Annotated in this window: 20 protein-coding genes; 1 reads left to right on the top strand and 19 read right to left on the bottom strand. The window is 47.7% G+C overall.

Annotated features, from left to right (window positions below; all coding sequences use genetic code 11):
• Window positions 1-109: 109 nt before the first annotated feature.
• From ACESZH_RS09130 to ACESZH_RS09180, 11 genes are all read right to left on the bottom strand, one after another.
• Window positions 110-1,036 (bottom strand): ABC transporter permease, encoded by a 927-nt coding sequence (locus tag ACESZH_RS09130; protein WP_373214699.1) that lies wholly within the window; start codon window positions 1,034-1,036, stop codon window positions 110-112.
• Window positions 1,036-2,430: a hypothetical protein gene (locus tag ACESZH_RS09135; RefSeq protein ID WP_373214696.1), complete on the bottom strand. Its 1,395-nt coding sequence runs from the start codon at window positions 2,428-2,430 to the stop codon at window positions 1,036-1,038. The genes ACESZH_RS09130 and ACESZH_RS09135 overlap by 1 nt, the downstream gene beginning before the upstream one ends.
• Window positions 2,427-3,413: a sensor histidine kinase gene (locus tag ACESZH_RS09140; RefSeq protein ID WP_373214694.1), complete on the bottom strand. Its 987-nt coding sequence runs from the start codon at window positions 3,411-3,413 to the stop codon at window positions 2,427-2,429. Before ACESZH_RS09140 ends, ACESZH_RS09135 begins: the two co-directional genes overlap by 4 nt.
• Window positions 3,414-3,425: 12 nt before the next feature.
• Entirely contained in the window at window positions 3,426-5,030 is a 1,605-nt protein-coding gene (locus tag ACESZH_RS09145) for a response regulator (protein WP_373214692.1), read from the bottom strand.
• Window positions 5,031-5,348: 318 nt separating this feature from the next.
• Window positions 5,349-6,338 carry an ABC transporter permease gene (locus tag ACESZH_RS09150; protein ID WP_373214691.1) on the bottom strand — a complete coding sequence of 330 codons (990 nt, stop codon included), beginning with the start codon at window positions 6,336-6,338 and terminating at the stop codon, window positions 5,349-5,351.
• Between the two features lie 17 nt (window positions 6,339-6,355).
• Window positions 6,356-7,852, bottom strand: a complete 1,497-nt coding sequence (locus ACESZH_RS09155; protein WP_373214689.1) for a sugar ABC transporter ATP-binding protein — start codon at window positions 7,850-7,852, stop codon at window positions 6,356-6,358.
• On the bottom strand, window positions 7,842-8,891 hold the full coding sequence (locus tag ACESZH_RS09160; protein ID WP_373214687.1) for a substrate-binding domain-containing protein: 1,050 nt from the start codon (window positions 8,889-8,891) through the stop codon (window positions 7,842-7,844). Before ACESZH_RS09160 ends, ACESZH_RS09155 begins: the two co-directional genes overlap by 11 nt.
• A gap of 65 nt (window positions 8,892-8,956) precedes the next feature.
• A complete protein-coding gene (locus ACESZH_RS09165) occupies window positions 8,957-10,000 on the bottom strand; it encodes an NAD(P)-dependent alcohol dehydrogenase (protein ID WP_373214686.1) in 1,044 nt (347 codons plus the stop codon).
• A 68-nt stretch (window positions 10,001-10,068) separates the two neighbouring features.
• Window positions 10,069-11,010: a transketolase family protein gene (locus tag ACESZH_RS09170; RefSeq protein WP_373214684.1), complete on the bottom strand. Its 942-nt coding sequence runs from the start codon at window positions 11,008-11,010 to the stop codon at window positions 10,069-10,071.
• On the bottom strand, window positions 11,010-11,837 hold the full coding sequence (locus ACESZH_RS09175) for a transketolase (protein WP_373214681.1): 828 nt from the start codon (window positions 11,835-11,837) through the stop codon (window positions 11,010-11,012). The genes ACESZH_RS09170 and ACESZH_RS09175 overlap by 1 nt, the downstream gene beginning before the upstream one ends.
• 18 nt (window positions 11,838-11,855) lie before the next feature.
• Window positions 11,856-13,343 carry a glycerol kinase gene (locus ACESZH_RS09180; RefSeq protein ID WP_373214679.1) on the bottom strand — a complete coding sequence of 496 codons (1,488 nt, stop codon included), beginning with the start codon at window positions 13,341-13,343 and terminating at the stop codon, window positions 11,856-11,858.
• 304 nt (window positions 13,344-13,647) lie between these two features.
• Here ACESZH_RS09180 and ACESZH_RS09185 point away from each other — a divergent pair, with 304 nt between their 5' ends.
• Window positions 13,648-14,448, top strand: a complete 801-nt coding sequence (locus tag ACESZH_RS09185; RefSeq protein ID WP_373214677.1) for a DeoR/GlpR family DNA-binding transcription regulator — start codon at window positions 13,648-13,650, stop codon at window positions 14,446-14,448.
• A 59-nt stretch (window positions 14,449-14,507) separates the two neighbouring features.
• Here ACESZH_RS09185 and ACESZH_RS09190 read toward each other — a convergent pair whose 3' ends face one another.
• The 8 genes from ACESZH_RS09190 to ACESZH_RS09225 form a co-directional block, all read right to left on the bottom strand.
• Window positions 14,508-14,810, bottom strand: a complete 303-nt coding sequence (locus ACESZH_RS09190) for a hypothetical protein (RefSeq protein WP_373214675.1) — start codon at window positions 14,808-14,810, stop codon at window positions 14,508-14,510.
• Complete coding sequence (locus ACESZH_RS09195) at window positions 14,780-15,412, bottom strand: hypothetical protein (RefSeq protein ID WP_373214673.1); 633 nt, start codon at window positions 15,410-15,412, stop codon at window positions 14,780-14,782. The genes ACESZH_RS09190 and ACESZH_RS09195 overlap by 31 nt, the downstream gene beginning before the upstream one ends.
• 260 nt (window positions 15,413-15,672) lie before the next feature.
• Window positions 15,673-15,927, bottom strand: coding sequence for a hypothetical protein (locus tag ACESZH_RS09200; protein ID WP_373214671.1), 255 nt, complete (start codon window positions 15,925-15,927; stop codon window positions 15,673-15,675).
• An 85-nt stretch (window positions 15,928-16,012) separates the two neighbouring features.
• Entirely contained in the window at window positions 16,013-17,779 is a 1,767-nt protein-coding gene (locus ACESZH_RS09205) for a GerAB/ArcD/ProY family transporter (RefSeq protein WP_373214669.1), read from the bottom strand.
• Complete coding sequence (locus tag ACESZH_RS09210) at window positions 17,779-19,293, bottom strand: spore germination protein (RefSeq protein ID WP_373214667.1); 1,515 nt, start codon at window positions 19,291-19,293, stop codon at window positions 17,779-17,781. The genes ACESZH_RS09205 and ACESZH_RS09210 overlap by 1 nt, the downstream gene beginning before the upstream one ends.
• Before the next feature lie 88 nt (window positions 19,294-19,381).
• Entirely contained in the window at window positions 19,382-20,092 is a 711-nt protein-coding gene (locus ACESZH_RS09215) for a GntR family transcriptional regulator (protein WP_373214665.1), read from the bottom strand.
• On the bottom strand, window positions 20,082-20,963 hold the full coding sequence (gene ispE, locus ACESZH_RS09220) for a 4-(cytidine 5'-diphospho)-2-C-methyl-D-erythritol kinase (RefSeq protein WP_373214662.1): 882 nt from the start codon (window positions 20,961-20,963) through the stop codon (window positions 20,082-20,084). Before ispE ends, ACESZH_RS09215 begins: the two co-directional genes overlap by 11 nt.
• A gap of 259 nt (window positions 20,964-21,222) precedes the next feature.
• Window positions 21,223-22,365 (bottom strand): glycerate kinase, encoded by a 1,143-nt coding sequence (locus ACESZH_RS09225; RefSeq protein ID WP_373214660.1) that lies wholly within the window; start codon window positions 22,363-22,365, stop codon window positions 21,223-21,225.
• Window positions 22,366-22,413 lie beyond the last annotated feature (48 nt).

The raw sequence follows: 22,413 nt of genomic DNA on the forward strand, positions 1-22,413 counted from the left end.
TGAATTTTTCTTTTCCCTCTCAACAAGGGTTCCCGTTTCGTGTGATTATATTTTACCTTTTCTGCCCTTGCTTTCAATGTGAGGATTCTCAGATTTAGGGGGGTGATTCTCAGACCTTTCTTATCTCCTTCAGAGGTCTTATTCTGCTGCTTATGGAAAGGCATGCCAGAATGGTGATTCCTGCCAGGATATTCTCCCAGCGGTTCAAATATCCCCTTGCAGTCAGGATACAGGTGAACAGCACCACCGTCACAGCTCCCAGAACCATGCCTGCAACGCTTTCTTTTTCTCTGCGTACCATATTCTGGCCCAGACATACGGCTGCCAGAACTTTGTACAGATAATCTCCTCCCAGAGAACTGCTGCCGCTTCCTGTATACAGCATCAGCAAAATTGTGGGTACGGAAAAATATACGGATACTGCTGCATGGATCAGCATTGAAATTTCCGTGCATTTCAAACCGCTCATTTTTGCCAGCTCCAGATTTTCGCCCAGCATCCGGCAGTATTTTCCGTAATAGGTTTGTTCCAGAAAGAAAAATGCTGCCGATGCTCCCAAGATCACAAGAATGGTACACACCAGATTCATGGGGGCATTTCTGTACAGTTCTTTCAATTGAACGATCACAATGCTGCTGTTATCCGTGATCCCTGCACAGAAGTTCGCCAGGATCATCTGCAGCGCCAGGGAAAAAATAATAGACGGCATACGCATTTTTACAAGCAAAAATCCCTTCAGACATCCCACAAGTCCATTAAAAACAAAAATCATCCCGCAGCTTACAACCACAGGAATACCTTTGGAAATCATAAAAACACCAATCAGGGAGGCCGCTGAAATCTGGGCTGTAAATGCCAGGTCAAAATCCCCGCTGATACATTCCAATGACACGCCGACAGTCAGAAAAATCATAACCGCAGCCTGACGCATAAAAAAGGAAAAATTGCCTGGACATACACCGTACACGATTCCTGCTGCCAGGATTCCCATGATCAGAATACACATTTTATATTTGTAAAAGATTTCCTTCATCATTAAATCCATCCTTTATCCGGAACAACTACCCGGTCAGAAAAAGGAAGGGCATCCTCCTCAAATGCTTCCAGAAGAATCAGAGCAGTCCCCCTCCCTGCCATTTTCAGAAGCTCCGTCTGCAGCCATTGCCTCATCTCAATATCTGCCCTGGACAAAACGTTGTGCAGGATCAGCACCTTTGGGTGAAACAGCTTCCAACGGTAGCACAGGATCTTAAAAACACTTTCGTCTGTCAACCCCTCGCTTTTTTCAAGCTCTTTAAGTTCAGGACAAAATTGCAGGTCACGAAAGACAAACCTTTCTCCTGCCTGATAAAAACCTGCCCTGCTGATTTTTTTCACAGAAGGCAGCAAAATATTATCGCGGACAGACAGATTGAAAAAATACTCGGATTTTAAAGGTTCCTCGCCCCAGTACCCGATTCTGTTTTCCGCCAGAATTCTCCTGTCGTCGTAGGCAAAGCGCTGATCCACGCTATCAAACACAGCTCCGCGCCCGTTTTCTCCAAGCAGATTTTTCAAAAGCTCCTGCTGCTGTTCCCAGCCGGAGCTTCTCACATACACAATTTCGCCCGCCCTGAATTCCAGGATCGCCTCTTTTCCCTCCTGGTTTCTCCAGATAAAACGACTGCAAGTGCTTTGTTTTCCCGCAATATCTTCCTGACGCTTTGTGTCCTGGTAATTTACGTTTCGGTACCAATATTTTACGAAACTCTCCCTGTCCCAGAATTTCTTTATCAAAGACCCTCCCCGCATCACGTAATGATCGTCTGCCAGTTCCATAAAGTATTCCGGGTGGCTATCGTAAATGAGAAGAGAAATTCCCTCCTCCCGAAGCTTTTTCAAAAGCCCCAGCAACTTCTTAAGGTCCTGGCGGCTGCAGATCTGTGTCAGCTCTCCCAATACCAGCATTTTTGCCCGTCTGTCCGCAAGCCTTGCAATCTGAAACCAAACCTTTTCGATGGCCCTCAAATCCTCTGCTCTCTGCTCCGCATCCAGATCCAGCTCATAGTGTTTCAGAAGCTCCCTTGTCGGCACCGCAAGCGCCTTTCTGTTCAACCGGATCTTTTTCAGGCTGTTTTCTTTTAAAAGAAACAGGTTTTCTGCCAAATTCAGGGAATTCATAAATTCCACCTGCCTGTCTACAAAAAAGATTCCGTTCTTTTCAAAGCATTCCCGGCTGCAGCTTTCTGTTTTTCCTCCGCTCATACGGATGCTGCCCTTCAGGATTTTCCCCTTGCCGCGGAAAAGATTTGCCAGGATCCTGGGCGTTCCATCGCTGCCCCACAGAAGGTGTGTCTCCCCTTCCAGAAAAACCATATTCAAAGCACTTAACTGCTCCTGATATTCATTTTTTATGTATAAGTCTGAAAATTGCAGAAATTCCCGTCTCATTCCTGTTCCATTTCCCTGCGGATGGGAAGCAAAATCTCCACGTCCGTCCCTTCTCCTTCAATACTGTAAGCGTTCAGGCAATATTCATCTCCAAAAGTCAGCTTCAGACGCTGATTGATATTATAAAGCGCAATTCCATTTCCATGCGCCTTTCCGGAATCCCCTGCCCTGGAAGCACTGTCATTGCCATGCTCCAGACTGTAACGGAGCTTTTTCAGCTTCTCCTCGTTCATTCCCACTCCATTGTCTGAAATGGTAAGAATAATCTTGTCCTGTGTCATACGGATACGGACTGTCACACGGCTTTCTCCGGTTTTTGTTTCCAATCCATGAAAAATCGCATTTTCCACAATAGGCTGTATGGTCATCTTGGGAATCAGACAGGACAGCGCTTTCTGGTCTTCCTCCTCCATATCCACCCTGAAATGGAATTTATCTTCAAAGCGGTAGTTCTGGATCATAATATAATTCTGGATATTATTCAGCTCGTCCTGAATCGTTACAATATTTTCTCTCCTACTGATACTGTACCGGAAAAAAGATGCCAGGGATTTCGCCATATTAGCTATGCTTTTGTTTCCCTGGCAGATGGCCTCGCTTCGGATACATTCCAAAGTGTTATAGAGAAAATGGGGATTTATCTGGCTTTGAAGAGAATTTATTTTGCTCTGCTTATCCTCCACCTTGGCACTATAATGCTTTTCTATCTCATCGGAAAGCTCTGCCTCCCTTTGGGCTATCAGCTTAAAGATCGGTTCCCGGGAGCTGAGCAGGATTCTCCTGAACTGCTGCTGATCAGACATCATATCTATAGATTTTTCTAATGTGCGTGCGAACCTTACTCCCCGGACTCCTCCGGCGATGATCAAAATAATCAGGAAAATGCCAAAGGTATTGCCAATCACCCCAGGGCAAAACCAAACAGGCAAAATACAGATTCCTGTCACTGCAAAATATATCCGCAGTTTTTCTGAAAGCTTCATAGGTCTCACCTCTTAAAAATATAATCTCCGGTATTCGGTGGGTTTGATTCCTACGGTCTTTGTGAACTGCTGGCTAAAAAATTTGGAATCCTTGTAGCCCACTTGCGATGCTATTTCATAGATATTATCTGAGCTGTCCCGCAGAAGCTTTTTTGCAGCCTCCATGCGTACCTCTAACAGATAAACTGAGAAATTTTTGCCGGTTTCTTTTTTGAAAATCTCAGAAAAATAGTTGGGATGGAAGCCAAATTTTTCCGCCACATCCTCCAGAAGAATCTTTTGTCCATAGTTGTTTTTCACATATTCTATGGTATCCAGAATCGGTTTCCGCTCCAGGTCTGCCTGCTTCTGTTCCAGATATTTCAGATGGTTTTTCAGGGTATCCAACACAAGCTTTTTCATTGTACTAACGTTTCTGCTGTTTGCCGCCTCTTCTTTCCATCGTTCAAGTTCTGTTGTCATATCCTCATGGAAAAGCTCAGATACCTGTGCACAGTATGTACCCAGCAGACTGTATGCTAACTCGAAAAATTCACAGGCCATTGCTTTTTCCTGCTCTGCCTCTGCAAAGCAGCTCCTTATTATCCTGTCAAGGTCATCGACCCGGAACACCTGGATATATTTTCCCATGGCCTCCTTATTGTTTTTCACGATTTCCTGTCCCTTGACATTTTTATTCCGGTTCTCCGAATATGTGCGGATGCAGATTCCACAACCCTCAAAGATCCTGCACCGGACAGCCTCCCGGGCCATTTCCAGGATCAGATTTACCTTTGAAAACTCAGCGGTATAACTGCTTTGTCCCATGGTGATCTCGTAGTTTTCAAAGCTTCCGATGTAGTTTTTCATAGAATAAAATACCTGATTCAGAAGAGCGGAAATCTCCTCCTGATCTTCCTCCCGGAAGTTTAAAAGCACCAGGATCCACATGTGCCTTTTGGCAGAAACTACCAGGTCAATTACATGCGGCTGTATTGTTTCGCCTATCATATCTGTCAGCTTGTTTATGATCAGGGCTTCCTGCTCTTTATTCCGGGAGATTTTCAGATCGCGGTCTACCTTGATTCCAACAGCCTGGAAAAGTCCGTTTCCCGTGTATTCCTGGTGTGCATTGTCGGTTATGTCCGTATCCTGCTTTTCCTGCTGCTCAAAAACGCGCTCCATCAGTTCCCTGTGAAGCATGTGCTTGCTGTTTTCCAGATTTTTCTCCAGGTTTTTTACATGCTGCTGCAGACCCCTGGCCTTCTCTTCTTCCTCGCAGACTTTTTTCAGGATCTTGTTTAATTCATCCTCATCAATAGGCTTCAGAAGATAGTCCTTTACCCCGTATTTCAGCGCGCTCTGGGCATATTCAAAATACCGGTAGCCGCTGATCACAATAAAGTGTACCTGCAGCCCGGACTCTGTTACCTTCTGTATCATTTCCAGTCCGGTCAGGCTGGGCATGCGGATATCTGTGATCACAATATCCGGCTTTTCCGCCATAATGACCTCATAGGCAGTCTGCCCGTCCTGCACGATATCCATAAACTCAAGCCCCAGTTCTTCCCACTCAATGAGATTTTTAACCAGCAGTCCTACCTTTCTCTCATCATCTGCAATCAATACTTTCAGCATAATTTCCCCCTAATTCTCCCAAAGCCAACGATTTTCTTATTTCTTTATAACATTAAAGTAGTATGGTGTCAAATACGTTAGCAAAAAGTGTGCGCCTTGGCGCACACTCGCGCCGAAGCGCGGTTGCGCCAGCAACCATATTCCTCTTGCGCATAGTGCGCATTCCCGCAGCGTAAGCTGCGTTTTTTGTTTCAAAGGAAAGTTCAGAAAGTCTTCACGCAGAACAAAATGGAGTACTTTCCTATGAAACAAAAAAGGAGCTGTTGCAGACCAGCCGATGACTCAGCCATTCTGCAACAGCTCCAGTTATTATTTCAATTATTTCCCTTTATTTCTCCGACGCCTCTGGATCTTCTCCTGGATGGAAGGATTGTCCTTCACTGCGTCAATGAGAACTGCGATCAGAACAACTGCACCGGTAACGATGGTCTGCCAGTAGGAGGATACCCGAAGCAGTGTCAGACAGGTGCTGATAACACTGCTCAAAAGACCGCCGAAGATAGTTCCCACTACAGTTCCGATACCGCCTGACATGGAGGTGCCGCCCAGCACTGCCGCTGTGATAGAATCCATCTGCCAGCTCTCACCGATACTTGCCTGGAAAGAAGCCAGCCTGCACGCCATCATAACGCCTGCAAACGCTGCCAGAATGCCGCTTAAGCAATATACCATCATTTCCACCTTCTCTGTGGGGATACCTACGATCTTTGCACATTTTCTGTTACCGCCCAGAGCATAAATATGACGTCCGAATTTTGTCCGGTTCAGCATCACGGTAAGAAGCACACAGATGATCACCATCATGACCACGATGTTTGGCAGGATTCCGCCAATGATCCCATTTCCCAGATTCTCAGCAGCCTCCGGCATACCGGTGATCGGCATACCCTTGGTAATAACGTATACAATACCTCTGTAGATCTGCATGGTTGCCAGTGTTACGATAAACGGGGTCATCTTAAAATACGAGATAAAAAAGCCGTTTACTGCTCCCAGAAGTCCGCCCAGTATTGTTGTAACGATAATGGCAAGATACGGGTTCACGCCGTAATTTACCATCAGGATCGCATTCGCCATACCGCAGACCTGGCCGATAGTCGCCACAGATAAGTCAATGCCTCCTGTCAGAAGTACGATCGTCTGTCCAAAGCCTACGATGATGGAAAAGGAGGCCGCCCTGGAAAGTGTACTGATGTTATAAGCGGTAAAAAAGTTTCCGGTTACTGCATGTACCACGATCCCGATCAGGATCGTGACCACCAGCACCATTCCTGCTGTTGACTTTAAAAATTTTTTCACACTATTCATGATAAGAAATCCCCCTGTTATTGGAATGCGACTTTCAGAACGTCTTCCTGTGTCGTTCTGTCAACTTCGTCAATAAATCCGCTCACTTTGCCTGCATGGATGACCATGATACGGTCTGCCAGCGCCAGGACCTCATCCATCTCGGAAGAGATCACAACAACAGCCACGCCGCTGTCCGCAAGCTGACGGATCAGGTCATAGATCTCGCTTTTGGCATTGACGTCAATTCCCCGGGTAGGTTCATCCAGAATGAGCATTTTTACATTTTTCGCAATCCATCTGGCAACGATCACCTTCTGCTGGTTACCGCCGGAAAGATTCTTGATCAGTGTTTCTCTTGATGCCGTCTTGATGGACATGGACTTAATATATTTGTCCACGATCTCTGTAACCTGCTTATAATCGATCAGTCCGTGCTTTGTAAGCTGCCCATAGGACGGAAGCACCATATTCTCCTTTACAGACATGCCGGGCGTGATACCGTCGTGACGTCTTTCCTCAGAAACGTATCCCATTCCATGCTGGATCGCCGCGATGGGAGAGGTGATATCTACTTCTTTTCCCTCGATATAGGTATGACCGCCCGGTTCCTTCTGAGTGATTCCGAACACACACTTGAAAATCTCCGTACGGCCTGCACCCACCAGTCCTGCCACACAGAGGATCTCACCCTTCTTTACGTCAAAACTGATATTCTCAAATTCTCCGGCGCGGGAAATATTTTTTGCCTCAAAAAATTTCTCCTTTGAGTAGGTGCGCGTCACATGCTTTGCCACGTTTACCTTCTTGCCTGCCATCTTTGTGATCATCTCATCCTTGGTGATATCTGAGGTGAGCGTCTCTTCCACAAGCTGTCCGTCCTTCATGATCGTAATGCGGTCTGCCTGTTCCATGACCTCATCCAGATGATGGGTGATAAATACCATGGCAGTTCCCTGGGCTTTCAGACGGTTCATGGATTTAAACAGGTTGTCTGCCTCCACATTGGTCAGTACGGAGGTCGGCTCATCCAGGATCAGCACCTTTGGCGTATAAGTCAGCGCATGGGCAATGGATACCATTTGCTGATAAGCCGCTGATAATTTCTTTACAGGCTGTGTCACATCAATGTCTACGTTCAGGACCTTTAAAAGCTCCTTTGCCTTTTCCTGTGCCTTTTTCCAGTTGATCATTCCTCCGCTGCAAAGCTCATTGCCAAGAAAGACATTCTCTGTCACACTGGCTTCCGGGATCAGATTTAATTCCTGGGGCACCAGAACAATATTCTTTTTTAATGCGTCCTGCGGAGAGGAGAGCCGCAAGGGCTCTCCTTCCATCAGAACTTCTCCGCCGTCCTTTGTGATCTGTCCGGTCAGGATATTCATAAGGGTACTTTTTCCGGCTCCGTTTTCTCCCACCAGCGCATGGATCTCGCCCTTTCTAAGCTTCAGATCCACGCCATCGAGAGCCTTGGTTCCCGGGAAATACTTGGTAATACCCTTCATTTCAATGATATAATTATCATTATTCTGCATTTGCATCCTCTCCATAGAGCATTGTGATAAATTTATCAGCCTCATCTGCGTATACGGATGTAGAGCCAACTGCTGTAGAATCTTCTACTTCCTCGCCGTCAACTGTTTTAACAGCATTCCAGATCAGCTTATAGCCCATATCGTAGCAGTTCTGAACCTGTGCAACATACAGAGTGTCGTCTTTCAGGTATTCCAGGGTACGAAGGTCATGATCCATACCGCCGATGACGATCTCGCCGCCCTTGCCTGCATCCTTCACTGCCTGGCATGCGCCAACCGGGTTGGACATGTTGTTGCAGAGGATACCGCCTAAATCCGGGTAAGCCTGAAGCCAGGACTCTGTAATGCTGATCGCTTTTTCAACTGCATCGTTGTCTCTCTGCTCATCAACAAGTTCGATGTCCGGATATTTCTCGATAACATCTTTGAATGCCTGGAGTCTCTGCTCATGAGATGCTGCACCCATGGTTCCGGAAAGAATTGCGATCTGGCCTTTTCCGCCCATCTTCTCGCATACTGCTGTTGCAAGAGCTTCACCGTCACCATAGTTATCTGTGTTTCCTACGAAAAAGCTTCTGTCACAGTTTTCCACATCAGAGCTTGCAAAGGTAGCAACCTTTACACCTGCTGCAACTGCTGCGTCGATTGCCTTTGCAGTCGTCTCAGGCTGGTTTACGTCTACTGCGATCAGATCATAGCCCTGTCCTACGGCAGTTTCAATGGAATTAACCTGGTCAACAGCATCCGGCTCTGCCGGTCCGTACCACTCATAGTCAACGGTTACGCCTTTCTCAGCAAGGTCAGCTACTGCTGCATCAACACCTGCCTTGATGGCGTCATACCAGCTATGGATGTTTTTGTATGTACAGTAGATCTTGTACTCGGTCTTTGCCGGCTCATAGCTTGTGTCAAAGCTCTGGTCTGCCAGGGATGTCTTTCCCGTTGCGCTGTCTCCTGCCTCTGCTGCGGACACACTTCCTGCCATCATGGTCACTGCCATTAAGGATGCGGTTACGATTGATAAGAATCTTTTTTTCATTTTTGTTTCCTCCTTAAAAAATTTGTTTTAGTTGTAACTCTCTGTATCCTGTACAGAGCAGGTACTTAAAATTTTATTACGCCTTTAATTACTTCATCCTTGTGGTCGTTGCTGTATTCAATGGCGTGGATGCAGTCTTTAAAGTCAAATACATGGGATACGATCTTTTTCAGCGGGATCAGCCCTGAGGATACCGCTTTGATCGCCTTGGGGTACAGGTTTCTGTAACGGTAAACAGAGTAGATCGTGCCCTCCATGGCGTTTAATGTTGCAATGTCCAGCTCCAGAACCGGCTCCGGTGATACGCCTGTCAGGGTGACCTTGCCTGCACGCTTGATCAGTCTGCATGTCTGCAGAGTGGTGAATCTGTTTCCTGCGCACTCATATACCTGGTCTGCGCCGCCTCCTGGAAGTGTCTTTGCAAACTCCTCAATGCTTTCCCGTTTGCCGTTAAATACCCTTGTGGCTCCTACTTCCAATGCCCTTTCCAGACGTTTGTCCAGAACATCCACCGCATAGATCTCGCTGACGCCTCTTGCTTTCAGGCTCATAATGGTGCAAAGTCCAATACATCCGCACCCAAGAACGATGGCTGTTTCCCCAAGCTTTGCGTTGGAAAGCTCTGTTCCGTGCATGCCCACTGTCAAGGGCTCCAGAAGTCCGCCCTCCATGGTATCCATATTGTCAGGAAGCTTAAAACACATAGTAGCATCATGGGTACAATATTCTGCAAAAACCCCATCGCGCTCATGAGGAATGGCAAGCATTTTTACATCCGGGCACAGATTATAATGCCCTGTTCTGCAGGTTTCACACTTTCCGCATGGTACGGCAGGCTCAATGGCAACCTTGTCTCCTACCTGGAAACCAACGACTCCCTCACCGATGGCGGTAACCACTCCGCCCGGCTCATGGCCCAGCGCCAAAGGACCGTCCAGCTCCCAGTTGGCAAGGCGTCCCTGGTCATAAAAGTGGAGATCAGATCCGCAGATGCCCACATACTCCAGTTTGATCTGCAATTCCCCTGGCTGTGGCTGCGGAATTTCCCTTTCCGTCCATTCCAACTGCCTCTGCCCTGTCAGGACACAGACCTTCATTGTTCCTTTCATTTTTATTCCTCCTGTATTATATAGTTTTCTTGTAACTGCTCAGCGGCATATATCTTTTCAGACACTGATCAGATACTTTTTTTACTGATCAGAGCTTTCACTCTGTCTTTCACACCCTTTGTGTCCATCTTATAGTAAGCAAATACTTCCTGGTCGGAACCGTTTGGCACATCTTCATCCGGTATTCCGCAGATGCTTAAGGGTACGGGCACTGTCTGTGAAACCACCTCGGCAACAGATCCCCCCAGACCGCCGTACAGGCTGTGCTCCTCCAGTGTGAGGATGCAGCCGCATTCCTCTGCCACCTTGCGCACCATTTCTTCATCAAAAGGCTTAATGGTGTGCATATCCACTACGGTAATATCAATTCCCTCTTCCTTTAACTGCTCTGCAGCTTCCAACGCTGTTGCCACAAGCTGTCCGCAGGCGATAATGGCAGCGTCCTTTCCTTCTGTCAGACGGTTTGCCTTTCCAATGGTGATCTCTGCACTTTCATCATAGATCACCGGAACGCCTCCTCTGGCTACGCGGATATATGTAGGACGCGGCTCCTGAAGAAGCTGTTTTGTGATCTTTCTCATCTGGACCGCATCGGACGGGATCATAACCGTAAGTCCCGGGATGGAACGCATCAGGGCAATGTCCTGAAGGGAATGGTGGGTAGCTCCCAGCGCACCATAACTGATTCCACCGCTGATGCCGATAACTGTTACATTGTTATGTGAATAGGCGACATCTACCTTTACCTGCTCTGCTGAGCGCATACTGTAAAAGCTTGCGGGGCCAATGGTAAATACCTTTTTTCCCATATATGCCATTCCGGCAGAAACGGTAACAGAATTCTGCTCCGCAATTCCCATCTCCACAAACTGCTCCGGCAATTCAGTTGGATAATCCCCCATTTTTGCAGAGCCTCTGGAGTCTGTACATACCACAATAATATCCTTATCTTTTTTAGCCTCTTCCAGAATCATTTTCGCAAAAGCACTGCTGCAAGCTTCTTTTTCCATTATTCCAATTCCTTTCTGTATTCAGCCATATCTACCTTTAACTGCTCTACCTGCTCTTTTGAAGGAGTTTTATGATGCCAGCCTGCCTGATTCTCTGCACAGGAAAGTCCTTTTCCTTTAATGGTGTTTGCGATAATGCAGACTGGTTCATCCTTTTCCCTGAAATTCAGCGCATCGGAAATCTGGTCGTAGTCATGTCCGTTAATTTCCAGGGTCTTAAATCCAAATGCTTCCGCTTTTGCCTTCAGGCTGTCGATAGGCATAACATCCTCCGTGTTTCCGCTGATCTGCAAATGGTTTCTGTCCACGATCCATGTCAGATTATCAAGCTTATATTTCTTTGCAGACATCAGGGCTTCCCAGTTGCTGCCCTCTGCCAGTTCGCCGTCTCCGGTAAGCACATAAACATGGTTGTTTTTTCCGTCCTTTTTCAGTGCAATGGCAGCTCCTGCGGCAAATCCCAGTCCGTGTCCCAGGGAGCCTGTGTTTGCTTCAACTCCGTTTACCTTTTTATTGGGGTGCCCTCCCAGCAAGGCACCAAAACTTCCGAAATCGTCCATCTCTTTTTGTCCGATATAGCCGTATTCGTTGAGAAGTGCATAGTATGTCTCTGCTGAATGACCTTTGCTCAGGATAAAGTAATCTCTTTCTTCCCATTTGGGGTTCTTTGCATCATGCTTCATCTGGTCAAACAGTACCACCATGATATCAGTCTCTGACAAATCCCCGCCGATATGTCCGCCCCCGCCATGGTAAATCAGCTCCACTGTTTTTTCACGGATTTCCGATGCCTGAATCAACAACCTTTTCTTTCTCTCTGCGTCCATTTTCGTATCCTTTCGTTTTTATTTTCTAAGAAGCATATTTATCGCTTTATTCCAGCCGTCCTGCTTCTGTGTCCGTTCCGTTTCATCCATCTGTGTATCATAGAATTCGTAAGAAATCGCCTCATATATTCTATCCGCATCGTAAAGCCCTGCAGCTTCTCCTGCCAGATATGCGGCACCGATCACGGACAGCTCCTCCGCATCCGGTATCTTGATCCCGGTCCGGGAGATATCGCTTTGGAACTGCATCAGGTAATGATTTCTGGTAGGCCCTCCGTCTACACATAACTGTGATATCTCAATACCGGAGTCCTTCCGCATTCCCTCCACCACATCATTGATCTGATATGCAATGCAGTCACAGGCTGCTTTTACAATTTCCTTTTTCCCCGTTGTCCGGCTCATTCCTGTCATGATCGCCAGGGTGTCATCCCTCCACCATGGCGCCCCAAGTCCGGAAAAGGCAGGTACGATATACGTCTTATCATTTTTGTCTGCAGCCTTTGCCAGCTCTTCCGTCTCTCCGGCGGACTGAATCAGCCCCAACTGATCTTTCAGCCAGGAAATAACGGCTCCGGTATAGTTGATATTTCCTTCCAGCACATAGGATGCCTTTCCCTGAATCCTCCATGCCAGGGAAGTGGAAAGTCCATGGCTGCTGAAGAATGGGCTTTCTCCCGTATTCATCATCACAGAGGAGCCTGTTCCGTAGGTTGCTTTGATCCCTCCTGCCGTGCGGCAGTTATGACCGTACAGTGCGCCGTGGGAATCTCCCAGGTTGCCGCAGATCGGGATTTCCCTGTCCAGATATCCTTCCAGATCAGTATGTCCGAAAACGGAATCCGAATCGCAGATTTCCGGCAGTGCCTCCATGGGAATGTCGAATATGCTGCAAACCTCGGGATCCCATTTCAGCTCTTTAATATTCATAAGCTGTGTTCTGCTGGCGTTTGAGTAGTCTGTTTTAAAGGATTTTTCTTTTGTCAGCTTATAAACCAGCCAACTGTCAATTGTCCCCAATGCCAGAGTTCCTTTCTCTGCTTCCCCGCGGGCACCCGGTATGTTTTCCAGCATCCATGCCATTTTTCCCGCAGGATAATAGGGTGAAAGCTTAAGGCCTGTTGTTCGATATATCTTTTCGCCGATGCCTGTTTCCCGGGCAATCCGGTCGCATATTTCCTTCGCACGGTTACACTGCCATACGATCGCATTTCCTATGGGTTTTCCCGTTTCCCTGCTCCATCCCACAGTCGTCTCTCTCTGATTGTCGATTCCGATGCAGGCAATCTGGTTTTTATCGATCCCAGCCTTCTCCACTGCCTGTCTGGAAACCTGGAGCACATTTCTGTATATTTCTTCCGGGTCATGGGAAACCCAGTTCTGGTCACTGATGATCTGTCTGTGAGGTGCATCGCATCTGGCAATGATCTTACCTGTCCTGTTAAACAGCACTGCCTTTGTTCCCTGTGTACTCTGGTCTATTCCCAGAATATAGAATGCTTCCATTTTTTCATCCTTCCGATCCGGTTTTTGTCCGCATACCTTTTTGTTCTATTTTTGTTCTATTTCGAAACTCTTTTTGTTGTTTAATGAGATTCTAACGCACATTTTCAAAAATGTCAATAGTTTTTTATCCAAAAAGAACATTTTAATGTTCGTATTCAAACATTTTGTGTTGTATGAAATATTTTATTATTGCAACAGAACATATTATTTGCTATAGTTATATAAAATATAACGATTCCTTCATGACTGTCCGGTCTGGCTTCGGAATCGTTGCGATAAAGTCACTGTAAGGCAGGGAAACCATATGAAAAAAGAACGCCATGCAAAAATAATCGAAATTATGCAGAGGCAAAATGTAATAACCATCAAAGAGCTCTCGGAGCTTTTGAATTGTACTGAGATGACTGTCAGAAGAAATCTTGATGAGCTTCAGGAAATGAATTTTGTAAAACGTGAACGGGGCTATGCTGTACTGCTTCAGTCTGCCAAGGATACCGATTATTATATTGAGATTGGGGAGCATCAGCAGGAAAAACATGCAATCGCCACTGTAGCCATGCAGTATATTCATCCATTGCAGAATATCTGTATGGATTCCGGCACCACGATCCAGCAGCTTATTATGATGCTGCCAAAGAATATGTCACTGTCTGTCATAACCCCCAGCCTGATGGCCGCCCTTACGCTTTCCAATCACACGGACATCCAGATACTGATCCCCGGTGGGCTTATGCACCACTCAAACCGCTCCATTTTGATTTCTGACCCGGAATGGATTTCACAGTATCAGGCGGACATTGCTTTTTTGTCATGCCGTTCCTTCCGCGTACCCGGAGGAGCGTTTGAGCATTCCCAGACACTGACTACTACGAAGCGTGCGTTGGCATCCATTGCGAAAAAGAAGATTCTGCTTTTGGATTATTCCAAATGGAATGTAAATTCGCTCTGCAATTCTTTGAAGCTGTCTGATCTGGATATTATCATTACAGATAATAAAGCTCCCCTGGAGCTGGTCACTAAGGCGGCGCAGTGCGGGATCGAGATATTGCTTGTAAATCCGGCGGATAATTCTGTGCAAGAGCATTTTAATGAACAACAGATATAAAAAAGGTGCGTATCAGTCACTGGGATGTGATTGGTACGCACGCTTTTTGTGCTATGTCTCTATAAACTGGCTTTTTCTTTTTTCAGGATTTTTTCAATCTCCTCTACAGGCTTTTCCACTTTCTGTGCAATCTGCTCAGGAGTCAGACCTGCATCAGAATAAGCTGTTATACGACCTCTCAGGAGCCCTGCCGCCATTCCTGCATTATAAATCCTGTCTGATTCTAATTCCAATACCTTTCCCCGCATAATTCCATTTACTCCTTTCTTTGTCTTTTCCCCATCACGGAATATGTAGTCTGCAATTCGCGCGATGAGTTCCTTTAAATCTTTCAGTTCTTTTGCCTGATTTCTGTTTCCCATAGAAATTTCCAGCCGTTTTCTGATATCCGCATATTCGGCAAGAAGGCTGTCCAGTCTAAACTCATCGTTTCGATGCAGTGAGCCTCCTTTTCATAGCGCATAATATAGAACGGAAGCAAAAACAGCAGCTTCTTCTGGAAGATCGTATCTTTCGTATATTCCTGCACCTTTATCACCGGAACCTTGTAGATGAAATGCTTACCTTCCGGAAGATGTATCTCCACCTCTTCCATATCCTTTGTGTTTTTCGTATGGCGGAGATATAAGATACAGGACCTCGGAAACTCCATGACATATTTCCCGCCCGCTTTTCTCACATTTCCAAGCGCAATGGAAAAATCGTATTCTATCATCCGGATTATGATAGTAGAATCCGGCGTACTTTGGCACTCGATATGGTACCACTTATCTCTGATACGCAAAGCGGAATCCGTGGTGCGCCGTCCATCCTCGGTCTGGTGAGCATCCTTAAGCTGGATCACTTCATCTTCCTCCGTATAATTGGTTTCAAATACTTCGTTTATAAGCGGTATGATCAACCGCGGAAGCTTTTCCAGCAATGTGAGAAAGACATCATCAAATATTGTATTGTTGCTGCCCATTTATTCTCTCCTTTTATTATAATTTTATTTTCTTTCTGTTGCAATAGACATCAGTCTCTTTTACGGATTCATAAGCAGCACCTCCTGTATTTTGATGATTAAAAAATGGAAATTTTCCGGCGAAATGCCGTAAAGAATAATTAGAATGTATAAAAAGTATAGCCCATTTTTCATATATAATCCAGAAAAATCTTTCGACAAAAACCGACAGTTCTACAAGAGCACTGCATTCTTACGGCAAAAGCCCTGACTCCGAAGAATCAGGGCTTTTGAGCGGTCATGCCTTTTATTAATTCTGCCAGCCAGAATGAGGTTTTGATTTTGACCCCTTCCTCTTCCGGCTTTTCTGCGAAGCAGAATTCTGGGTACATGCTTCCCCACCAGGCAAGCGCCGGAGTTCCGGCATGCGGTTCCGACAGACGTTCCGCTGGTAATGCCGCTGCCAGAAGAGCTGTCAACATTGCGGCTACCAGCGCTATATAGAAACGATGCTTTTTGCTTTTCAGATAATTCATGGCAATACCTCCTGATATATCAGGATTATTGCCCTCTGCCTGTCTCTTATACATGATCAGGCAAAATTTCGCAGACCAATTAGCGTTAAGCCGTTATTTTCTCCCCGATATTCACCTGGATTTCATCGTTTACAAACACAATCTCCGGAAGATCAGGCAGGATACCGCTCTGGTAGCGGGCATGGTATAGCTCGCGCAGGGTTGTTCCGTCCTTTTCCTGGGGCGGGGTGCGGTTTTCTAAAAGTCCCTGAAGGTACTCACCAATGGATGTCCCGCCTGCGCCCTGCCAGTTTAAGGCTTTCTTCGCGTCGCTGGTGCGGAACACGTAAACATTTTCTCCCACGTAAGGCTCCTCTTCCAGATAATCCAGGACAGTTTCCCAGAGGTTATTTTTCAGGACTCCATCGCCCAGGATCAACACCTGCAAATGCCCCATATCCAGATACTTTTCCTGGGTGCGGTTGTACTCGGCCTCGATATCTGCGAAGCTTTGACCACTGATAGTCAAAGCGGTGTTTCCTTCCTCCTCGCCGGATTTATCCTGTCCAGTGGCTTTCGGCAGATCAGGCATACCGTAGGTGAGCTGGAACAGGCTGGCAGCCTTGCTCCCCTCCGCAGCCGCTTCGCCATTTTGGGCTGCCGCGTCTGCAGCTCCGGCGTTCGTTGTTAAGTCTACCCCCAAAGCCAGGGGATACATCCTTTTTTCCGGCTCCACGGCACCGCAGCCCCCGAGGATCAGCGAAAAGCACAGTACCATGGATACCGTCCCGGCCACAGCCGCTGTTTTTTTCTTCCACTTACCTCTCCCCAGCATGAAAAGCACCACCTGTAGAAGCAACAATCCCGGAACAAAAATATATCCAAGATAGGGTAAAAAATAATCCTCAATTCCCATCCCGCCAATTTCCAGAATAGACAGAGCATAAACTGCTGCCGCCATCCACAGCCTTCCTGTTCCAAGATGTGCCTTTCTTATGATCTGATGCCCATAGTGCAGCAGACTTCCTATGGAAAACAGCAAGCTGTATAAAAGAAATCCCATCCAGATCACATCGAATCTCGCCAGCACATTTCCCGGCAGATCCGCCCCCGCCATTAGGGGTAAGATGGGAAACTCCTCTGTTTTCAGCCTCTCCCACCCAAACACTGCCGGTAGAATCAACTGCACGGCGATCAAAATACCGCCCAGGGTCAGCACGGCAAAGGCAGCAGAACGCCCTGCACTGCCCTGTTTTTCCACATGCTCCATCACAAAGGGAAGCAATCCCAACCCGGCAAATCCGCACAGGATTCCATAGGTGCTCTCCAGAAAATTTCTCCCTGTAAGCCGCGACCCCTCCAGCATCTCTTCCAGATATGTCCACTCTCCTTGCTTCACGCACAGTATCATCATCACCACAATGCCAAGGAGGACAATTCCCCCCGACACCTCCGCAATCCTGCCCCGCCTCTGCATTCCCCGATGCGTTCCCATGCTGCACACCAGGATAGCAAAAAAGGAAATCCACCTACCCGATACGCCCGTCACCAGGCTTTTCGGTACGATCTCCTCAAGAAGAGAGAGCAGATAAGCCGCTGTCAATATTACATAAACCACAAAAAATGCTCCCATGAGCCGTCCCCAAAAGCCCCCTGCTGCTTTTTTCAGATCCTCGCAATACCGGGCAAGACGGATCAGAAAAATCACATAAAACATCAGAAGCACCAATGCTGCCGCCGTTCCCGCAATTCCTCCAAGCCCCAGGATCCGTCCTCTCCCGAACAGGCACAAAAGAAAGGGCGCCAGAAATGCCATCACCACCTGCCTGTAAAGCTGCCTGTGGGAAATCCTGTTATTTTCCGCAAACTCCATCACTTTTCCCTCCTTTTCAGCCGCACGCTCTCATCCTGCTTTGCATACAGCGGTCTCTGCCACCTCTTTCGGAAGGGAATTCTCAAGATTCTGTCTCCCACACCCTTTCTCGGCCTGTTTTCCACAAAAGGTACCAGATACGGCACTCCAAAGCTCAGCAATCCCGCCAAATGGGAGACGGTAAGGTAAATCCCCAGAATGATCCCATAAATCCCCAGATATCCGCCCAAAAACAAAAAGAAATATTTCAAAAGGCGAAAGGCTGATGCAAATTCCTCGTTTGGAATCGCCATGGAACCAAGCGCAGTCAGTGCCACGATCATCACCACGATAGGGCTTACCAGATTCGCCTCCACCGCCGCTGAACCGACGATCAGTCCACCCACGATCCCGATGGCATTTCCCAGGGCACCGGGAATCCGCACGCCCGCTTCCCTGATCAACTCAAACGCCAGTTCCAGAAACAAAAGCTCCGCCACGCTGGAAAAAGGCACGCCCTCTCTTGCCTGAGCAAAGGAAAGGATAAGATTGGTTGGAAGGATCTGGGTATGAAACCGGATCACTGCCAGATAAAGTCCCGGAAGCAGTGTTGCCGCGGCCAGTGCCAGATAGCGCAGCGCCCGCAAAAAGGATGCCATCTCAAACCGATTATACCAGTCCTCACTGCTTTCCATAAAGCTGCTGAACGCTCCCGGCAGCACCAGCGCTTCCGGGGAGTTATCGCACATCAGAACGATCTTGCCGTTTAAAAGCTCCTGCGCCGCACGGTCAGGCCGCTCTGTTGTCTGGTATTGGGGAAACGGGGAATACCAGGTGTCCTCCGTCAACTGTTCCAGCATTCCGCTGTCCAGGATCCCATCAATCTCAAAGGCATCCAGCCTTTCCTTTACATCCTCCAGAAATTCCTCCCTCACCAGATCCTCCATGTAAAGCAAATGTACCAGGGTGTGGGAACGTGTTCCGATGTATCGCTCCTCCACCTTCATTCTGGTGTCCCGCAGCCTTTTTCTCACGAGAGCCGAATTGGTTTTTACAGAATCGGAAAAACCTTCCTTGGAGCCTCGCAGCACCTTTTCCGTCTCCACCTCGGAGACACCCATATTGGGATAGCCCTCGCTGGATATTTTCAATGCCTGATCAAAGCCGTCCATAAAAAAGACCGCATTTCCCGCCAGCAGTGCGGAAAATACTTCTTCCATGGTGGACAGCTTTTTCACATCCGCAATACCCAGACTGTTATGCCGGATAAATTCCTCCATCCGCTCCGGAGGAATTTCCCAGAAATGGTTGATCATTTTTCCAAGGGCAGAGTCCTCCAGCATCATATTGGAGGTTGCCACTTCAATATATACCATGAGGCAGTCCACCTTGCGCTCACTGCCCAGTCTCATGGGACGTATCTGGATGTCCGCACAGTTTGTAAGTCTTTCACGGACATACTCCTCATTTCTTCTGAGGATTGCCGATACCTTTATCTCTTCCTGGACCGCCTGATTTTTTTCCAAATTCCACACCTTCCTTTCCCATAAAAAAAGAGAGACGCTCTCACATCTCTCTTAGAATACCCAATTCCTATATAATTATGTAAAGCAGCGCCCGCAGCTATTTTTTGCTTCCGCCTTTTACGCTTGTCTCACTGTTGCTGTCTGTATGAATAGACCGGATAATTCCCATTCTCTGATTTTCAACATGTTCATAGGCAATCTCCTGAGCCTTTTTCACATCCCGCTCGCGAATCGCCTTTGTCATCTCCTCATGCTCCCGCACCAAAAGGTTTCTGGTTTCCTCTTCTTTCAGATATTCCACACGGTAGCGATAAATCTGCTCCCGCAGGTTATTCAAAACCTGGATCAGCCTCCTGTTGCCTGAAGCCTGGTAAATGATCTCATGAAACGCAACATCTGCCTCTGCCATCTTGACAAGATTTCCCTCTGCCGTAGTGCGCTCAAACTCCTTCGCAGCCACCCACAGCTTGCTCATGGAATCCTCTGTCATATTCTCACATGCCTTCTCAATCGCCATGTTTTCCAGTGCGATCCGCACCTCCAGAACATCATTCAGATCCTTTTCCGTAATATTTGCCACCTGTGCACCCCGGCGCGGAATCATCACCACCAGACCCTCCAACTCCAGCTTGCGCATAGCCTCCCGGATCGGCGTCCTGCTCACTCCCAGCCGCTCCGCAAGAGCAATCTCCATCAACCTTTCCCCAGGCTTCAGCTCACCCTTCAGGATCGCCTGCCGGAGGGTATTAAATACCACGTCTCTCAACGGCAGATATTCATCCATATGTACTGAAAAATCACTTGTCATTGGTAGTTCCTCCATTTCGGTTATATACTTCCGTGGCAAACACAGTTTTCGCAAGCTTGCTTTCCCGAAGGGCCGCTGCCGCTGCCGCTATCTTTTCCTCGTCATCAAAGATTCCGAATACCGTAGGCCCGCTTCCGCTCATCATTGCCTTAAGAGCGCCTTTTGCCTCCATCAAGTCCCTGATTTCCTGAATAACCGGATATTTCCCGATGATTCCCGGCTCAAACACATTCTCCATTTTGGAAGCCATTGCATACAAATCTCCCCGGCTAATGTCCTCTATCATCCCGTCAATATCCGGATGGCGGGAAATTCCAGCCAGGTTCAGGTTTTCATATGCAAGCCTGGTGGATACATTCACTCCCGGTTTGCCCACAAGCACATAGCAATGGGGAAGCTGTGGAAGTCTGGTGAGTTTTTCTCCGATTCCCTCTGCCAGCGCCGTTCCGCGCATGATACAGTAAGGTACGTCCGCCCCAACCTTCACGGCATGCTTCATCAGCTCCTCTTCAGAAAGTCCCAGGTTAAAAAGCCGGTTCACGCCCACAAAAGCAGCCGCGGCATCGGAGCTTCCACCCGCCATGCCCGCTGCCACCGGAATGAATTTTTCCAGATTCATGGAAATCCCTTCCTGAATATGAAACTCATCCATCAAAAGTTTCACAGCCTGATAAACCAGGTTCTTTTCATCTGTGGGAATATAGGGCAGATTCGTGGTGAGGGTAATCCCCGGTGTATCGCTTTTTTGGATTTCCAGCACATCATACATCTGGATGGTCTGCATGATCATCCGCACCTCGTGGTAACCATCCTCTCTTTTCCGCAAAACATCCAATCCCAGATTTATTTTCGCCAGTGCACGTAAACGCATAAGTTCCTCCGCTGTATTCCGACAGCCTCCAAAGCCCTTCTTTCTCTGCTCTGTACGGCTGTGCCTTTTGTACTTTGTATACAATTTTTATATGCTTGTATTTTAAAGGATTTTTGTACAAATTTCAATACAAAAATAAGAACAGCTTCTGCCAAATGATGGGGGCTGAAATAATTTCTTAAAGAGTCACAAAAGCCCTTGCAAAAAAATCGTCTTTCCTGCAAGGGCTTCTGACTTCCGTGTTTTTATTGGACACGGATTATTTCATTTTTAAGCACCACAGTCGGAACACCTGCTCCACTGTGTTTGCCATATTATTCTGTGCGTTCTCGGGCTTCATGGCCTCTTTAAGCGTAACCACACCTCTGAGAATGGGGAAAAAGGCATCGATGCCGCTTTCATTGCAGGCCCGGGCATTTTCCGTTACGCTTCCGGAGAATGCAAACACCGGAAGCCCATATTTCTTTGCCAAACCTGCCACACCCACAGGTGCCTTGCCCATGGCTGTTTGTCCATCCAGGCGTCCCTCGCCTGTAACCACCACGTCCGCATCCTTCATATCCTCCTCCAGCTTCAGCTCATCCAGAACGATGCTGATACCAGATTCCAGGACCGCATGGGTAAAAGAAAGAAAGGCAAATCCCAATCCGCCTGCTGCCCCGGTTCCAGGGAAGCACGCATTTGCTTTTGGGTATTTCTCATGGGTCAGCTTTGCATAATGAGACAGCCATTCGTCCATATCCCGGATCATGTCAGGCGTTGCGCCCTTCTGCGGTCCATATACCGCGCTGCATCCGTTATCTCCACAGAGCACATTTGTCACGTCACATGCAATACGGAACTGGCACTGTGAAAGCTCAGGGATTACCTGATCGTCCGTGATTCGGATCAGATCCTTCAACCCCACAGCACCCTGAGAAACCTGCTGCCCATCCTTGTCCAGAAAACCAAAGCCCAATGCCTGCAGCATTCCCACGCCGCCGTCATTGGTGGCGCTGCCGCCGAGACCTACAAGGAATCTCCGGCAGCCCCGGGAAACAGCGTCCCGAATCATTTCTCCTACGCCGTATGTAGTTGTGTACAGTGGATTTCTCTCCTCGTCGGAAACCATGGTGATCCCCGCAGCGGCAGACATTTCCATCACAGCAGTTCCGGATTCCCTGATAATCCCATATTCGCAGACAACCGGCTTTCCCAGTGGGCCTGTAACCGTCATCCGCTGCATTTCCCCGTTCATTCCGCAGACAAGCGCCTCCACTGTTCCCTCGCCGCCGTCCGCCAGCGGGCGCACAACCACTTCTGCCTGTGCATCTGCCCGCCGGATCCCCTCTGCTACGGCATTTCCCGCCTCTATTGATGTCATGCTCCCCTTAAAGGAGTCCACCGCAACCACAACTTTCATAGTCTCCCCTTCCTGCCCGTGTTTTTGGGCATATTAGTATGCCTTATG

It is taken from the genome of Ruminococcus sp. 5_1_39BFAA (assembly GCF_964240875.1).
Classification (GTDB): Bacteria; Bacillota; Clostridia; order Lachnospirales; family Lachnospiraceae; genus Blautia_A.

Excerpts from the sequence above, each read along its gene's own strand:
- ACESZH_RS09130 (WP_373214699.1), bottom strand. The coding sequence starts at position 1,036 with ATGATGAAGGAAATCTTTTACAAATATAAAATGTGTATTCTGATCATG.
- ACESZH_RS09135 (WP_373214696.1), bottom strand. The coding sequence starts at position 2,430 with ATGAGACGGGAATTTCTGCAATTTTCAGACTTATACATAAAAAATGAA.
- ACESZH_RS09140 (WP_373214694.1), bottom strand. The coding sequence starts at position 3,413 with ATGAAGCTTTCAGAAAAACTGCGGATATATTTTGCAGTGACAGGAATC.
- ACESZH_RS09145 (WP_373214692.1), bottom strand. The coding sequence starts at position 5,030 with ATGCTGAAAGTATTGATTGCAGATGATGAGAGAAAGGTAGGACTGCTG.
- ACESZH_RS09150 (WP_373214691.1), bottom strand. The coding sequence starts at position 6,338 with ATGAATAGTGTGAAAAAATTTTTAAAGTCAACAGCAGGAATGGTGCTG.
- ACESZH_RS09155 (WP_373214689.1), bottom strand. The coding sequence starts at position 7,852 with ATGCAGAATAATGATAATTATATCATTGAAATGAAGGGTATTACCAAG.
- ACESZH_RS09160 (WP_373214687.1), bottom strand. The coding sequence starts at position 8,891 with ATGAAAAAAAGATTCTTATCAATCGTAACCGCATCCTTAATGGCAGTG.
- ACESZH_RS09165 (WP_373214686.1), bottom strand. The coding sequence starts at position 10,000 with ATGAAAGGAACAATGAAGGTCTGTGTCCTGACAGGGCAGAGGCAGTTG.
- ACESZH_RS09170 (WP_373214684.1), bottom strand. The coding sequence starts at position 11,010 with ATGGAAAAAGAAGCTTGCAGCAGTGCTTTTGCGAAAATGATTCTGGAA.
- ACESZH_RS09175 (WP_373214681.1), bottom strand. The coding sequence starts at position 11,837 with ATGGACGCAGAGAGAAAGAAAAGGTTGTTGATTCAGGCATCGGAAATC.
- ACESZH_RS09180 (WP_373214679.1), bottom strand. The coding sequence starts at position 13,343 with ATGGAAGCATTCTATATTCTGGGAATAGACCAGAGTACACAGGGAACA.
- ACESZH_RS09185 (WP_373214677.1), top strand. The coding sequence starts at position 13,648 with ATGAAAAAAGAACGCCATGCAAAAATAATCGAAATTATGCAGAGGCAA.
- ACESZH_RS09190 (WP_373214675.1), bottom strand. The coding sequence starts at position 14,810 with ATGGGAAACAGAAATCAGGCAAAAGAACTGAAAGATTTAAAGGAACTC.
- ACESZH_RS09195 (WP_373214673.1), bottom strand. The coding sequence starts at position 15,412 with ATGGGCAGCAACAATACAATATTTGATGATGTCTTTCTCACATTGCTG.
- ACESZH_RS09200 (WP_373214671.1), bottom strand. The coding sequence starts at position 15,927 with ATGAATTATCTGAAAAGCAAAAAGCATCGTTTCTATATAGCGCTGGTA.
- ACESZH_RS09205 (WP_373214669.1), bottom strand. The coding sequence starts at position 17,779 with ATGGAGTTTGCGGAAAATAACAGGATTTCCCACAGGCAGCTTTACAGG.
- ACESZH_RS09215 (WP_373214665.1), bottom strand. The coding sequence starts at position 20,092 with ATGACAAGTGATTTTTCAGTACATATGGATGAATATCTGCCGTTGAGA.
- ispE (WP_373214662.1), bottom strand. The coding sequence starts at position 20,963 with ATGCGTTTACGTGCACTGGCGAAAATAAATCTGGGATTGGATGTTTTG.
- ACESZH_RS09225 (WP_373214660.1), bottom strand. The coding sequence starts at position 22,365 with ATGAAAGTTGTGGTTGCGGTGGACTCCTTTAAGGGGAGCATGACATCA.